The organism is Micromonospora sp. NPDC049107 (genome assembly GCF_040648595.1).
Lineage (GTDB): Bacteria > Actinomycetota > Actinomycetes > Mycobacteriales > Micromonosporaceae > Micromonospora.
Window position 1 is genome coordinate 393,690 of the sequence record NZ_JBEZEC010000008.1, and the last position, 15,275, is coordinate 408,964.

Consider the following 15,275-nt stretch of genomic DNA (forward strand, 5'->3'; position numbering starts at 1 on the left):
AGGCCTTCCGCCTGCGCCGGAGGACGGATCACCCCTCCGGGGAGCGGGTGGCTCAGCGGCGGATTCGCCGGGCCAGTGACAAACATCATCGACGGTGGGGCTTGCCGATCGACGGCTGTCGTGCATGCGCCGATCTCAAGCGCCGGGTTCGGTCCGCCCGGCCGCCGTCGACCTGCGCAACATCCTTCTTGCGTGTTGCGTTGCCTGGGATTCCCAGACTGCGGCTTAACGTCCTTTTAGGAGCGTTATCGGCGAGCGAATATCCATGATCCGACCTGGCGTCAAGACATTGAAAGCTGTTAACCGCCTTCGTACGCTCCGCTCGCTCACAGAGAGCCAGGAGCGGGGGAGGGTGTCGTGCCGATGCACCGACAGTCACGCGTGTTCATCACGTTGGCCGGGGAGGGCTGCGCGGCGTGGGTTCGTCGCCTGTCGATCTTCTTGATCCTGGCCCTGGTGGCCACGATGGCGGACGTGCCCACCCGCCCGGCGCCGCCGGCCGCCGCCGCGGCGGCACCGACACCCGCACCGAAGCCGAAGTGTCCCGACGACCGTGCCGACGAGGTGTCGGCGGCGATCGCGGCCAAGCTCTGCGCTTCCCGGGTCGAGGTGAAGAACCGCCGGACCGAGACGACCCAGGTCTTCGCCAACCCGGACGGCACCCTGACCGAGGAGCAGGCACTCGCCCCGGTGCGGGTGCGCCGGGGCGACCAGTGGGTGCCGGTCGACCTCACCCTGCAGCGCCGGTCGGACGGCTCGGTGGCGCCGATCGCGCATCCCCTCGCGCTGACGTTCGCGGGCGCCACACCGGGTACCGGCGAGCACGAGGTGGTGAAGATCGGTGAGGGCGCGGACCAGGCAGGGCTGGCCTGGTCCGGCGCGCTGCCCGAGCCGGTGCTCGACGGACGCACGATCACCTACCCCGACGTACGACCGGGTGTCGACCTGGTGTTCCACGCGCACGCCACGGGCTACGAGCAGCACTTCGTGGTCAAGGACCGGGCCGCGCTCGCGCAGGTGCGCAAGCTGTCGGTGCCGCTGCGTACCGGCCAGCTCACCGCCGCCACCGACGGCATGGGGGGACTGCTGCTGAAGGACCGGCGCGGTCGGCAGGTGGGCCGGGCCCAGACGCCGTTGATGTGGGACGCCGAGGTGGCCCCGCAGTCCGGCGAGCGCCTCAACCACGCCCGGGTCGCGTTGCGCGCCGTCGCGGCCGGCAAGGGTCGTACCGTCATGGAGCTGACGCCGGACGCGACGTTCCTGGCACGGCCGGACCTGACCTTCCCGGTGACGATCGACCCACCGACCTCGCTGTCGCCGTCGTTCGACGCCTTCGTGCAGAACACCTACTCCAGCGACCAGTCCGGCTCGGCGGACCTGAAGCTGGGCTACTCGAACGACGGTGGCTCGTTCACCGCCCGCTCCTACCTCCGCTTCAACACCAGCGGTTTCGCCGGCAGCCGGGTGATCTCGGCGAAGCTGCGACTGTGGAACTACCACTCCTGGTCGTGCACGGCGGCGTCCTGGGAGGCCTGGCGCACCGACCTGGTCGACTCGTCGGTGCGGTGGACGGCCCAGCCGACCGCGCGGGCGAAGGTGGGCACCTCCACCGAGACCCGCGGTTACAGTTCGTCCTGCGGCGACGGCTACGTCTACGTCGAGGTCGGCGGGGCGCTGCAGTACGCGGCGGACACCAGCGCGTCCAGCGCGAGCGTGATGCTGCGGGCCACATCCGAGACCTCGACCTCCGGCTGGAAGCGCTTCGACTCGGCCGAGGGCACCCACCCGCCGCTGGTCTCCATCACCTACAACAGCGCGCCGTCGGTGCCGTCGGCACTGGCCGCCGCGCCCTGCTACACCGCCTGCGGATCCGGCGCCCAGACTTCCTCGCTGCGGCCCACCCTGTCGGCGAAGCTGACCGACGCCAACGCCGGGCAGACCCTGCAGGCCGAGTTCGTGGTGCGGAACAAGACCACCCAGGCCGTCGTCTCGTCGTCCGGCCTGCGATCGGGCAGTCCCGCCTGGACCAACGGCTCCACCGCCTCCTGGCAGGTGCCGGTCGACCTGGTCAACGGCGTCCAGTACGAGTGGCAGGTCCGGGCCAAGGATCCGTACGCCTACGGCACGGCGACGGCGTGGACCCCGCTGACCGTGGACACCACGAAGCCCGGTGTTCCCTTCGTGGCGGCGACGATCTACCTCAACGACGCCCAGCCGCACGGCGGCGCGGGCCAGGCGGACACCTTCACCTTCACCCCCGCCTCGGGCAGCACCGACCTCGCCGCCTTCGTCTACAAGTTCGACTACGACACGGCCGCGACCACGGTGGCCGCGACCGGGGCGAAGTCGGTCACGCTCAGCCCACGCGACGGGCACCGCACCCTGTCCGTGCAGGCCAAGGACTCGGCCGGCAACCTCTCCGACCTCAACCAATACGTCTTCGACGCGGGTAACGCCGCGCTGGCCGAACCGCTGCCGGGCGCGACGATCGTCAAGCGAACCAAGTTGCGGATCACCACCCCGGTCTCCGGCTACACCCGGACGTACTTCGAATATCGCCGGGGTCCGGGCGGTGCGATCCTGCCGGTGCCCTCGGCGAACCTGACCTCCGCCACCGGGGCGCCGATCACCGCGACCTCCGCCAGCCCTGTCGGCCTGTCGGCGCTCGGCGGATACGCGATCTGGAACGCCACCGACACTCTCGGCCTGACCGGTGGTGTCGTCGAGGTGCGAGCCCACCTCTACACCGCGACCGGCACGACGCCGGCGTACACCATCCCCTGGGTGCGGGTCTCCGTCGACTCGAGCGGCGACGGCGCCGCCGACGACGAGATCGGCGCCGGTTCAGTCAACCTCCTCACCGGCGACTACTCCATCTCCTCGACGGACGCTGACGAACTGGGACTCTCGGTCGCCCGGGCCACGTCGTCGCGGGACGGGGCCGCCGGCTACCAGCCGATGGCGCAGCGGTTGACCGCCAACCAGCAGCAGATCTCCACCGACCTGACCGGCTTCACCGTGCCGTCCACCTCGTCGGCGGCGCGTTCCACCGCACGTGGCCAGGGCGAGACCAGCCCGGCCGACTCGTTGGAGATCACCCCGGTCACCACCACGAGTAACGACACCTACGTGGCGGTCGGTGGCGACGGTGGGGCGATGCGGCTGAACATGGCCGCCGGCCGGACGTACCGGATGACCGGGTGGATCTTCGTGCCGGGCGCGACCGGGCTGGTGCCGGCCTACGCCCAGCGTGGCCTGCGGATCGTCGGCCTCACCAAGACCGGCAGCACCTACACCGAGACCTCCTCGGCGATGGCCGCCTACACCGACGGCTGGCAGGAGCTGTCGCTCGACATGACCGTCCCGGCCGGCGCGTCCGAGGCGTTCTTCCGGCTCTACAACGGCATGCAGGGCGGCTCCGGCCGCAAGGTCTACTGGGACAACCTGTCGTTCACCGAGATCATCGCCCCATTCGGCCCGGCCTGGACCGGCGGCGCGACCGGCGGCGCAGCGGACATCGAGTACAGCACCGTGACGCTGCCCGAACCGTCATTGGCCAGGGTCAACGGCATCGGTGGCGGCTGGATCACCTTCGCCAAGAACACCGACGGCGTGACCTTCACCCCGGAGCCGGGCTCCGAGGGGATGGTGCTGACCAAGGTCGGTACCACCGCCTACCGGCTGTCGGAGTTGGACGGCACCGTCACCGAGTTCACCTCGCAGGGTGGGGTCTGGGCGGCCACGTCGTCCTGGACGCCGGAGTCCGACACCACCTCCCGCTACATCTATGACACGACCGGCAGCCGATTGCTGCTCAAGAAGGTGATCAACCCGGCCGAGCCGGGCGTCGACGACACCAACCACTGCACCACCGCCGTACCGGCGCGGGGCTGCGAGGTCCTGGAGTACGAGTACGCCACCACCACCTCATCCGGACTGAGCCAGACGGTGTTCGGCGACTACACCGACCGGGTCTCCGGAGTGAAGCTCTGGGCCTGGGACCCGGACACCTCGGCGACGACCGCCACCCAGGTCACCCGATACGCGTACGACGACCTCGGCCAACTCCGTGAGGTGTGGGACCCCCGGGCCACCCCGGCGCTGAAAACCACCTACGAGTACGGCGGCGGCCGGGTCACCAAGGTCACCCCGTCCGGCGAGCTGCCGTGGAACTTCGACTACGGCAACCCGGACGTCGACTCCGCGGCACTGCGCTGGGACCTCGACGCCGGCTCGGGCACCGCCGTCGCCGACTCCTCCGGCAGCGGCCGCAACGGCACCATGGCCAGCGGTGTCTCCTGGGGGCAGGGCAACGACCCGGACAACCCGGCCGACCGGGCCTCGGTGTTCACCGGCGGCACCGGCCAGCAGATCAACGTCGCCGGCACGGCCCTGTCCAACACCGCCTCCTACACCGTCTCCGCCTGGGTGCGGATCAAGGACAAGTCGGTCAACCGCACCGCGGTGTCCAAGGACGGCTCCCGGACCAGCGGCCTGTTCCTGAACTACGTCGCCGCCGAGGACAAGTTCGCGTTCTCGCGGGTGACCTCGGACAGCGACAGCGCGACCCCGGTTCGGGCCATCGCGAACAGCACCGCCGTGGCGGGCAAGTGGACCCACCTGACCGGCGTCTACGACACCGCCAGCGCCAAGATGAAGCTCTACGTCAACGGCGTGTTGCAGAGCACCACCGCGGCCACCGGCGGCTGGAACGCCGGCGGCGCCTACGTGATCGGCCGGGCCAAGTGGGCCGGTGCCGCCTCGAACATCTGGGACGGCGAAGTCGACGACGTCCGCGTCTACGGGAAGGCGCTCACCGACCAGCAGGTCACCCGCCTCTCCGGCGACGAGAACACCGGACGGCTGCTGAAGGTCCGCCGGGCCGCGCTCCAGCAGGGCTCCAAGACCGCCACCGACGGTGAGGTCGCCACGAACGTCGTCTACAACGTGCCGTTGGCCAGGTCCCTCGGCGGTCCGTACGACCTGAACTCGGCGGCCATCTCCACGTGGGGCCAGGTCGACCTGCCCACCGACGCGACCGCCGTGTTCGGCCCCGAGGACAACCCCGGCCGCAACGCCGCCACCCCGGCCAGCCCGGGTAGCAACGGCTACCCGTACGCCACCGTGCACTACCTCAACGCCGGGGGACAGGAGGTCAACACGGCCAGTCCGGGTGGCCACCTCGACACCGCCGAGTACGACAGGTTCGGCAACGTGGTCCGGAGCCTGGAGGCCACCGACCGGGAACTGGCCCTCGGCACGTTCCAGGGCTCCGCTCGCTACCTCGACGAGTTGGGCCTGGCCGGCTCGGACACCGCCAGCAGAGCGCTGGCGCTCTCCACCATCAACACGTACAGCACCGACGGTGTCGACCTCCTCGAATCCGTCGGGCCCACCTCGACGGTGGTACTGGAGAACCCCCTCGCCGATCCGGACGGCACCGGCCCGCTGGAGGCGATCCCGGCCGGCGCGACGGTGATCGGACGGTCGCACGCCGTCAACAAGTACGACGAGGGCAAGCCCGACGGGGCCACCTATCACCTGGTGACCACGGAGAGTGAAGGCGCGCAGATCGTCGGCTATCCGGACGCCGACGTGCGGGTGTCGAAGAACGCTTACGACGCGGAGTACGGCGGCGTGTCCGGCTGGACGTTGAAGTCCCCGACGAAGGTGATCGCGGACGCCGGAGCGGGCGGGCAGAACCTGACCGCGTACGTGGTCCGCAACGCCAGCGGTCAGGTGCTCAAGTCCTGGGGCATCGGCTCCACCGGCTCGGACGCGATGGCTACCGAGGTCATCTACTACTCGACCGGGGCCAACGCTCAGGACGGCGCGTGCGGCAACCGGCCCGAGTGGGCCGGCGAGCCCTGCGTCACCCGGGCGGTCGGAGCCGTCACCGGGCACGATCCGGCTCGGATGACCACCAACCTGCCGGTGCGGAGGATCAACTCATACACCCGGTACGGCGACGAGGCCGTGGTGTCCGAGACGTCGAACGGCAAGACCCGCACGACCACCACCCAGTACGACGCGGCCACCCGCGTGACCAGCACGCAGGTCAGCTCCGACGAGGGCGCACCGGTGCCGGCGGTGACCACCGCCTACAGCCCGACGTCCGGCGACGTCACCGTCACCACGATGGGCACCTCGACGGTCACCCGCGAGTACGACCTGCTCGGCCGGCTGGCGTCCTACACCGACGCCGACGGCGGCACGACGACCAACGAGTTCGACAGGTTCGGCAAGTCGGTGAAGGTCTCCGACCCCACCGGGTACTCGACCTTCGCCTACGACCGTGCGGCGGAGCCCCGCGGCCTGCTGACCAGCGTCACCGACAGCGTCGCCGGCACGTTCTCGGCGAAGTACTCCCCGGACGGCCAACTCACCGAGCTGAAGTACCCGGGCGGGCTGACCCGGACCGACCGGCTCGACGCGAACCTCCAGCCGGTGGAGCGGACCTACACCCGCGACTCCGACAACGAGGTCATCTACTCCGAGTCGGTCCAGGAGAACACCGCCGGTCAGTGGGTGAACCACACCTACACCGGTGGCAGTAAGGCCTACCGCTACGACCGGCTGGGCCGACTGACACGTGCCCAGCACGACAGCGCCATCACCGACGGCTGCGTCACCCGCACCTACACCTACGACGACCGGACCAACCGGACCGGGAACTCGCGGTACGCGCCGGCAGCCGACGGTACGTGTGACGAGACCGGCACCCCGGTGTCCGGCACGCACAGCTACGACACCGCCGACCGGCTCACCGACGCCGGCTACGTCTACGACGCCTTCGGGCGGACCACCACCATGCCGGACGGCCTGACGAACGCGTACTTCGCGAACGATCTGGTGCAACGGCAGCAACTCGGGGACTCCCGCCAGAGCTGGACGTTGGACCCCGCGCACCGGTTCCGGGCGTTCACCACCGAGACCATGGTCGACGGCAACTGGGTCAACGCCACCTCCAAGCTGAACCACTACGGCGACGACTCCGACGAGCCCCGCTGGATCATCGAGGACACCACGCTGGGCAGCTACACCCGCAACGTGTCCGGCCCCGACGGTGACCTGGCTGCCACCACCTCCGACGCGGGAGACGTCCGGCTGCAGCTGTTGAACCTGCACGGCGACGTGGCCGCCACGATCGACACGGCGTTGCTGGAGCCCGAGTTCCTCGACTACGACGAGTTCGGTGTGCCGGTGGCGGGGCAGGCCGACCAGCGGTACGGCTGGCTCGGCGGCAAGCAGCGCTCCGGCGACGCGGTGGGCGACGTCATCCTCATGGGTGTCCGCCTCTACTCGCCGGGGATCGGGCGGTTCCTCCAGGTCGACCCGGTCGACGGCGGAAACGCCACCGCCTACGACTACTGCGCCGGGGACCCGGTCAACTGCACCGACCTGGACGGCAAGTTCGGCTGGGGCAGCATCAAGAAGGGCCTGTCCAAGGTCGCCAAGGTCGCGTCCTACGCGTCGATGATCCCGGGGCCGATCGGCACCATCGCCGGGGTGGTCTCCGCGGTCTCGTACGCCGCCACCGGCAACTGGCGGGAGGCTGCCTGGGCCATCGGCGGCGCGCTGGCCGCGACCGTGGGGGCGGGCGCGGCGGTCCGCGGAGCCCGCTTCGCCGTCGGTGCCGCGAGGGCCGCCCAGAAGGCCCGCAAGGCCAGCCGGGCACGACGGTTGTACAAGGGCAGGCATCGAAGTCGCTGTAACTCCTTCACGCCGCAGACCCAGGTGTTGATGGCGGACGGGTCATCGCTGCCCATCTCGGACGTTCAACTGGGCGACTGGGTCATGGCGGTCGATCCTACGACTGGCGTGGCCGAGGCCAAGCCCGTCCTCGCCGTGATCGACGGCGTTGGCGCGAAGCACCTGATCGACATCGACCTCGACGAGGGTCAGGGCGGGGCGCTGGAGGCTACGGCTGAGCACCCGCTGTGGGTGGAGGGCGTGGGCTGGACGTTCGCCGAGAAGGTGCGGGCCGGCGATCGGCTACGCGCCGCCAACGGAACGACGGTGCAGGTGGCCTCTGTTGTGGACCGTGGCTGGGTGCCGGCACAGACCGTGTACAACCTCAACGTCGGGGATGTGCACACGTACGCTGTCCGGGTCGACGGTGTCGACGTGTTGGCGCACAACGTCAGCGCGTGCGGTAAACACGGCAACTCACTCGACTGTTCCTGCCCCCACTACGTCTACCGAATCGACAAGAACGGCGAGGTGTACAGGTACGGCGAAGGAAAGGGTGACCGGCTTCCGAAACAGCTCAGGAAGCTCAATCGCAAGAATCCGAATGACAAGTACACCGCTAAGTACCTGCGGCGCGGCATCCCGGGTAAGCGGCGGGCAAAGGCTATAGAAACACGACTGATCAGAGGCTTCTTCCGGATCTTCGGAAAACGCCCTGACGGAAACAAGAACTGGCACTAGTTCGACCTGGTCGACGATTGGTTGAGGATTTCGATGCTTGCAGACGAGGAATTCTGGCGGCTCGTGGCGGTGCTCGGCGGCCAGCCCGAAGTCCAGGACGACCGGCCGTACGAGCGGTTGACCTCCGTGCTGTCGGACGAGCCGGTGGAGCGGATCATCGATTTTGCTGAGACGCTCGCCTTCAAGCTCTATCAGTTGGACCGTCGGGTGCTCGCTCAGGCGGTCCCACCGGGCGCTGATCAACTGACTGAGGACGGCTTCCTGTACGCGCGCTGCGCGGTGGTGGTGGCGGGGCCCGCGGCATTCGATGCCGTGTTGGCCGATCCGGCGGCGTTCACCCGCTTCACCACCGTCGAGGCCGCGCACGCGGATTCGATCCTCGACGTCCCCTCGAACGCCTATCAGAAGCTGACCGGGGTGGAGTGGGACCACGTCGAGGAGTACGACTACGAAACCGGTTCCAACGAACAGTGGTGGTGAGCTGACCCGGGCTCGTCCGAGGATGTCGGGTAGGTGAAAGGGCCTACCCGACGCCTCGGCGAGCCCGGCACGCACAGCAGCTCCCCAGCGCGGCATAGCAGATCATCGGCGCCTCCGGGTGGTCGTCCACAGGGCCGTCTGTTGTCCACAGCTTCGCTGGCCGGGCTGGCGGACGACCCGGCCCCGGGCCGAGGCTGCCGGCATGCGATCGCCATCCGCCACCCGTCTCGGCTCGAACCTCCGTACCGTGCTGCTCTGCGCGGCGTTCCCCCTCGCTCTGATCGTGCAGCTCTGCGGTCTTGCGGTGCTTGTCGCGTCGGTGCCCGGCCTGCCACCGACGCCGACCGTGCCGATCGCGTTCGAGCCTCCCGCTCCCACCGAGCGCTTCCGCTGGCCGCTCGACGGGCCACCGCGACTGGTGCGCCGCTTCGACCCGCCACCTGAGCCGTGGCTGTCCGGCCACCGGGGCGTCGACCTGGCCGCCTCGGCTCAAACCGTGGTCCGCAGCGCCGGGCCGGGCACCGTCCTCTTCGTCGGTCTGGTGGCCGGCCGACCGGTGGTCACCGTGGGGCATGCCGGAGGGCTGCGAACCACCCACGAGCCCGTGCGACCCGGGGTACGCCCCGGTCAGGCGGTCGCCGCAGGAGCGCCGCTGGGCGAACTGCTGCCCGGCCACCCGGGTTGCCCGGCCGACGCGTGCCTGCACTGGGGCCTGCGCCGGGGTGTGGAGTACCTGGACCCGCTCGCCCTGCTCGGCCTCGGCCCGGTGCGGCTCCTCCCGCTCGACCCGGTGCGCGGGGTCAGCGCTGGGCGAGCAGCGCCGGCAACCGGGTGGCCAGCCGCTCGTACTCGTCGGCGGCGTTGTAGACCTGGCCGGTGAGCCGCAGCCACCCACGGCCGTTCCAGCTCATCACCGCCACCTCGGCGGCGAGCCGCTCGCCGATGCGCGTCTGCAACGCCCGCGCCGCGTCGATCGTGGTGCCCGTCCCGGCCGGCAGCGGGATGAGACGCAGCGACACCCCCGGTCCGCCGGGGTCGGGCAGTTGGGCGGGGGGCACCCCCAGAGCGTCCCCCACCACCCGCTGGCCGTACGCGGCGAGCGCGGCGTTGTGTTCCCGTACCCGGTCGACACCGAGGCTGCGCAGCGTGAACAGCCCGGCGGGGGCAGCCAACCACGAGGTGTAGTCGAGGGTGGCCTGCCATTCGATCCGGGCCGGGAAGCCGGACTCCTGCTCCCACGACACCACCAGCGGCTCGATCCGCTCGCGCCACTGCGGGGCGACCGCCAGCAGGGCGGTGCCGCGCGGCGCGTACCCCCACTTGTGCAGGTTGCCCGCCCAGAAGTCGGCGCCGATGCTGGCGACCGTGGTGGCGAGCATCCCGGGGGCGTGCGCGGCATCCACCAGGACCGGCACACCGTTCTCGTGGGCCACCGCCACGATGGCGACCGTCGGGAAGAGCTTTGCGGTGGCCGAGGTGAGCTGGTCGACGACGAGCAGCCGGGTCCGTCCCGGGCGCAGGCCGGCCCGGATGGTCTGCACGATCTGCTCGTCGCCGGCGTCCAGCGGAATCGGCAGCACCCGGCTGACCGCGCCGGTGCGGCGGCACTCCCGCGCGATGGCCAGACTCACCGCCCCGTACCCGTGGTCGGTGCTGACGATCTCGTCACCGGGTCGCAGGCCCATCGACTGGAGCACCACGGCGACGCCGGTGGTGGTGTTGCCGATCAGCGCGCTGCCCTGCGGGTCCGCGCCGAGGAACCCGGCGAGGTGCCGCCGGGTGTGCGCGAGCCGGTCGACGAGCCCCTGGGTGAAGAAGCGCAGCGGGTTGGCCTCCATCTCGTCGCGCAGTCGCTGCTGGGCGCGCTGCACGCCGATTGGCACCGCGCCGAACGAGCCGTGGTTGAGGTGGCTGACCGCCGGGTCCAGGGAGAACAGCAGGCGGGCGCCCGGAATCGGCTCGGGAGGCTGCGGGACGCTCACCGAATGATCGTAACCGTCGGGCGGTCCGGCCGGCCCGCCAGTGATCAGGCGCGGGGGTGCGCCTGGCGGTAGGCGGCGCGCAACCGCTCTACCGACACGTGGGTGTAGATCTGCGTGCTGGCCAGCGACGAATGCCCGAGCAGTTCCTGCACGGCGCGCAGGTCCGCGCCGCCCTCCAGCAGGTGGGTGGCGGCGGAGTGGCGCAGCCCGTGCGGGCTCGTCCGGGGCAGGCCGGCGGCCTCGGCGTACCCGCCGACGATCTGACGCGCCGTGGTCGGGTTGAGCCGACCGCCGCGGGCCCCGAGTAGCAGCGCGTCGCCCGAGTGCGGGGCGACCAGCGCGGGGCGGCCCCGCCGCAGCCACTCGTCGAGCGCCCGCTGCGCCGGCACGCCGTACGGCACCGACCGCTCGCGGCGGCCCTTGCCGAACACCCGGATCACGCGCCGGGCGTGGTCGACGTCCTCGACGTCCAGCCCGCACGCCTCGCTGACCCGTACGCCGGTGGCGTAGAGCAGTTCCAGCAGCGCCCTGTCGCGCAGCGCCACCGCCGCGTCGGTGGCTCCGTCCGTCGTGGGCTCCCCGCCGGGGGCGGACCCCGTCGCGGGCGTGCCGTTTGCGGGCGATCCTGTCGTGGGCGTGCCGGGTGCGGTTGCCGGGTGCCGGGTCGGCGCCTCCAGCAGCGCGGTGGCCTGGTCGGCGCGCAGGACGCCGGGCAGCTCCCGGTGCGCGCGAGGGCTGGCCAGCGCGGCCCCCACGTCGGCGGCGAGCAACCCGGCGCGGTGTGCCCACGCGCTGAACGCCCGTGCCGAGGCGGCTCTGCGCGCCAGCGACGTACGGGCGGCGCCGGTGGTCCGCTGCCGGGCCAACCAGCTCCGCAGGACCGACAGGTCGACCTCGCCCAGGTCGCGGCAACCCATCCGCACCGCGTGGTCGAGCAGCGCGACCACGTCGGTGACGTACGCGCGGACGGTGTGCGCCGACCGGTTGCGAACCTGGGAAAGGTGCCCGGCGAAGTCGTCGACCGCGTCCCGCAGCGGCGGTGGCAGGTTCTGATGAGTGGCCCGGGTGCCCCGGGCGGACCGGCTCACGGCCGCCGCGCCTCTCGCGGCGTCACCGATGCGGTCCGCCGAGCGGCACGCGCACCTTCGCTGGCAGCAGGCACGGCACCAGCGTACGGCCGAGGACCGTGCTCCGCCGGCCACGTCGGCGTCCGCGTTTACCGGCGGTCGGCCGGTCCCTTGGGTTTGTCGACCGGGGCGAGGGCGTAGCCGTCGTCACGTCGTACCACCATGGACAGCTCTTCGAGCAGGGACAGTTTGCGTAGCGCGGTACGCACGTCCAGACCGGCGCGGGCGGCGAGCGTGTCCACCCCCCGTGCGCCCCGGCGGGGCAACGCCTCCAGCACCGACCGGGCATCGTCGTCCAGGTCGTCGGTCGGCCGCTGCGGGCCGCGGGCCGGCGGGGCCAGGTCCGCCCCGATCCGGCCCACCTCCTCGAGCACGTGCGCGACGCCGGTGACCAGCCGGGTCTTGTCGTTCTCGCGCAGCAACTCGTGCGCGCCGACGGACATCGCCGAGGTCACCGGCCCGGGTACCACCATTGCCACCCGACCGGTGTAGATGGCCCGCCGGGCGGTCTGCGTCGCTCCGCTGCGCGCCGACGCCTCCACCACGACGGTGCCCAGCGTGCCGCCAGCGATCACCCGGTTGCGGATCAGGAACCGGGGCCGCAGCGGCTCGGCGCCCGGCGGCCATTCGCTGACCAGCAGCCCGGTGTCGGCGATCCGGTCGAAGAGGGCGGTGTTGCCCATCGGGTACGGCCGGTCCACCCCGCAGGCCAGCACCGCCACGGTGCGGCCCTCGGCGTTGAGGGCGCCCCGGTGGGCGGCGGCATCGATCCCGAACGCGCCACCGGAGACGACCGTCCAGTCCCGCTCGGCCAGCCCGTACCCGAGGTCGGTGGCCACGTGCTGGCCGTAGGCCGTGGCCGCCCGCGCGCCGACCACGGCCACCGAGCGCTCCAACGCCTCACCGAGCGGCCACGCGCCGCGCACCCAGAAGCACAGCGGTGGGGCGGTCTCCACGTCCACGCGACGGGTCAGGTCGGGGAGCCGCAGCGTGCCGAGATCAGCGACCCGGGCCGGCCACTCGTCGTCGTCCGGGGTGACCAGACGCGCGCCGAGTCGATCCGCCCGGTCCAGGGCCTCGGCCGCCGCCGCGCGGGCGTCGCCGGTCGACATCCGGGCGGTCACGGCGGAGGCCAGCCGCCGGTCGGGGCTGCCGCCGTCGAGCAGCAGATCCAGCGTCGCCACCGGCCCCAGCTGCTCGACCAGCGCGTGCACCACGCGGGTGCCGGGCTCGGCCAGCCAGGTCAGCGCCACCCGGGCCAGCCTGCTCTGCTCGTCGGCGCTCATGCCGTCTCTCCTGTCCGTAGCTGGGTCGCCTCTCGGACGTCCTCACGGTCGGGCCGATCCCGACCGTCCAGGTCCGCGATGGTCCAGGCCATCCGGATCACCCGGTCGAAGCCGCGCGCCGAGAGCGAGCCGGAGTCGAGCCGGGCGCGCAGTTCGGCGGTGACCAGCGCCGGTAGTCGCCAGGGCGGGCGGCGCAGGAACGGGCCGTCCACCTCGGCGTTGAGTCGCCGTCCGAGGCCGGCCCAACGGGTGGCCGCCGCGCCGCGTGCCGCCGCGACCCGGGCGGCGACGGTGGCCGAGGACTCGACGTCACCTCCGGACGCCATCAGCTCCGCCGCCCGTACGGGCATCAGCCGCACCTGCACGTCGATCCGGTCGAGCAGCGGCCCCGACAGCCGGCCCAGGTAGCGGCGGCGGGCCACCGGCGTGCACTCGCAGTACGCGTCGCCGGACGGTTTCGCGCACGGGCACGGGTTGGCGGCCAGCACCAGCTGCGTCCGGGCCGGGTACTCGGTGCCGCCACCGCTGCGGCTGAGCTGGATGCGGCCGTGCTCCAGCGGCTGGCGCAGCGCCTCCAACGCGCCCTTGCTGAACTCGGGGGCCTCGTCGAGGAAGAGCACCCCGCGGTGGGCGAGCGACACCGCGCCGGGGCGGGCCAGCCCGGAACCGCCGCCGACGAGCGAAGGGACGGTCGCCGTGTGGTGCGGCGCCTGGAACGGCGGACGACGCAGGAGCCGACCACCCGGTGGCAGCAGCCCGGCGACCGAGTGCAGGGCGGTCACCTCCAGCGCCGCGTCGTCGTCCAGCTCCGGCAGGAGCGACGGCAACCGCTCGGCCAGCATGGTCTTGCCGGCCCCCGGCGGGCCCAGCAACGCGAGGTGGTGCCCGCCCGCCGCGGCGACCTCCAACGCGCGCCGGCCCATCTGCTGTCCGGCGACCTCGGCGAGGTCGGGGCCGCCGGTGATCGGCGCCGGGGTGTCCGTCGGTGGCTCGATCAGCGGGCTGCCGTCACGGACGAAGGTGACCAGCCGGTGCAGCGTGTCCACCGCCCGTACCCGGACGCCGGGGATGACGGCGGCCTCGGCGGCGTTGTCGGTCGGCACGATCACGCGCTGGATACCCGCCCGTGCCGCCGCGACGACCATCGGCAGCACGCCGCGTACCGGCCGGACCGTCCCGTCCAGGCCCAGCTCGCCGAGGATCACCACGTTCTCCAGTGGCAGCAGTGGCAGCTCGCCGGAGCCGCCCAGCAGCGCGGCGGCGATGGCCAGGTCGAATGCCGAGCCGAACTTCGGCAGCGTCGCGGGCAGCAGGTTCAGCGTGATGCGCCGGTTGGGCCACCGTTGACCGGAGTTGACGACGGCGGCCCGGACCCGGTCGCGGGCCTCGTGCAGGGCGGTGTCCGGCAGGCCGGAGATCACCACCGCCGGCAGGCCGGCGGCGAGGTCCGCCTCGACCTCGACCAGGTGGCCGGTGACGCCGACCAACCCCACGCAGAGCACCTTCGCGTAGCTCATGACGCGTCCCCCGTTCGTCGGCGCATCTCAGAACGCGCCCTTGAGGTGGTCGACCCGCGCGGGACCGGTGTCGGGCAGACGTACCGACACCACGTCGAACCGCACCTCGTCGGCGCTCGTGCCGGTCTCGGCGAGCCAGCGTGCGGCGAGACCGCGCAGGCGGCGGGCCTTGGCGGGTACGACCGCCTCGGCCGGTGAGCCGAACGCGTCGCCCCGACGCGTCTTCACCTCGCAGAACGCGAGCACCGGCCCGTCCCAGGCGATGATGTCGATCTCGCCTTCCGGGCAGCGCCAGTTCCGGACGATCGGGCGTAGTCCCGCCTCGCTCAGGTGCCGGGCGGCGCACCGCTCGCCGTACGCGCCGACCGCCTGGTTCCGCTTCGTCATGGCCGCGACGGTGCCCCTCGGGGCACGAGGGCCGCGACCCCGAGAGCGCCCGCCTGTGGATGA

Annotated in this window: 8 protein-coding genes; 3 read left to right on the forward strand and 5 right to left on the reverse strand. The window is 71.9% G+C overall.

What is annotated here, in order from left to right:
* Positions 1-363: 363 nt before the first annotated feature.
* From AB0B55_RS21855 to AB0B55_RS21865, 3 genes are all read left to right on the forward strand, one after another.
* On the forward strand, positions 364-8,433 hold the full coding sequence (locus AB0B55_RS21855) for a LamG-like jellyroll fold domain-containing protein (RefSeq protein ID WP_357173294.1): 8,070 nt from the start codon (positions 364-366) through the stop codon (positions 8,431-8,433).
* Positions 8,434-8,466: 33 nt separating this feature from the next.
* Positions 8,467-8,913, forward strand: coding sequence for a DUF4240 domain-containing protein (locus AB0B55_RS21860; RefSeq protein WP_357131033.1), 447 nt, complete (start codon positions 8,467-8,469; stop codon positions 8,911-8,913).
* A gap of 202 nt (positions 8,914-9,115) precedes the next feature.
* Positions 9,116-9,793: a M23 family metallopeptidase gene (locus AB0B55_RS21865; protein WP_357173297.1), complete on the forward strand. Its 678-nt coding sequence runs from the start codon at positions 9,116-9,118 to the stop codon at positions 9,791-9,793.
* Here the strand turns inward: AB0B55_RS21865 and AB0B55_RS21870 are convergent.
* From AB0B55_RS21870 to AB0B55_RS21890, 5 genes are all read right to left on the reverse strand, one after another.
* Positions 9,714-10,895 carry an aminotransferase class V-fold PLP-dependent enzyme gene (locus tag AB0B55_RS21870; RefSeq protein ID WP_357173300.1) on the reverse strand — a complete coding sequence of 394 codons (1,182 nt, stop codon included), beginning with the start codon at positions 10,893-10,895 and terminating at the stop codon, positions 9,714-9,716. The two genes, AB0B55_RS21865 and AB0B55_RS21870, sit on opposite strands and share 80 nt — an antisense overlap.
* Before the next feature lie 44 nt (positions 10,896-10,939).
* Positions 10,940-11,983 (reverse strand): tyrosine recombinase XerC, encoded by a 1,044-nt coding sequence (locus AB0B55_RS21875; protein ID WP_357173303.1) that lies wholly within the window; start codon positions 11,981-11,983, stop codon positions 10,940-10,942.
* A gap of 128 nt (positions 11,984-12,111) precedes the next feature.
* On the reverse strand, positions 12,112-13,308 hold the full coding sequence (gene dprA, locus AB0B55_RS21880) for a DNA-processing protein DprA (protein WP_357173305.1): 1,197 nt from the start codon (positions 13,306-13,308) through the stop codon (positions 12,112-12,114).
* Complete coding sequence (locus tag AB0B55_RS21885; protein ID WP_357173308.1) at positions 13,305-14,825, reverse strand: YifB family Mg chelatase-like AAA ATPase; 1,521 nt, start codon at positions 14,823-14,825, stop codon at positions 13,305-13,307. Before AB0B55_RS21885 ends, dprA begins: the two co-directional genes overlap by 4 nt.
* Positions 14,826-14,852: 27 nt before the next feature.
* The gene (locus AB0B55_RS21890) at positions 14,853-15,212 is read right to left on the reverse strand and encodes a YraN family protein (RefSeq protein WP_357173310.1); all 360 of its coding nucleotides are present in this window, start codon (positions 15,210-15,212) and stop codon (positions 14,853-14,855) included.
* Between the last annotated feature and the right edge of the window lie 63 nt (positions 15,213-15,275).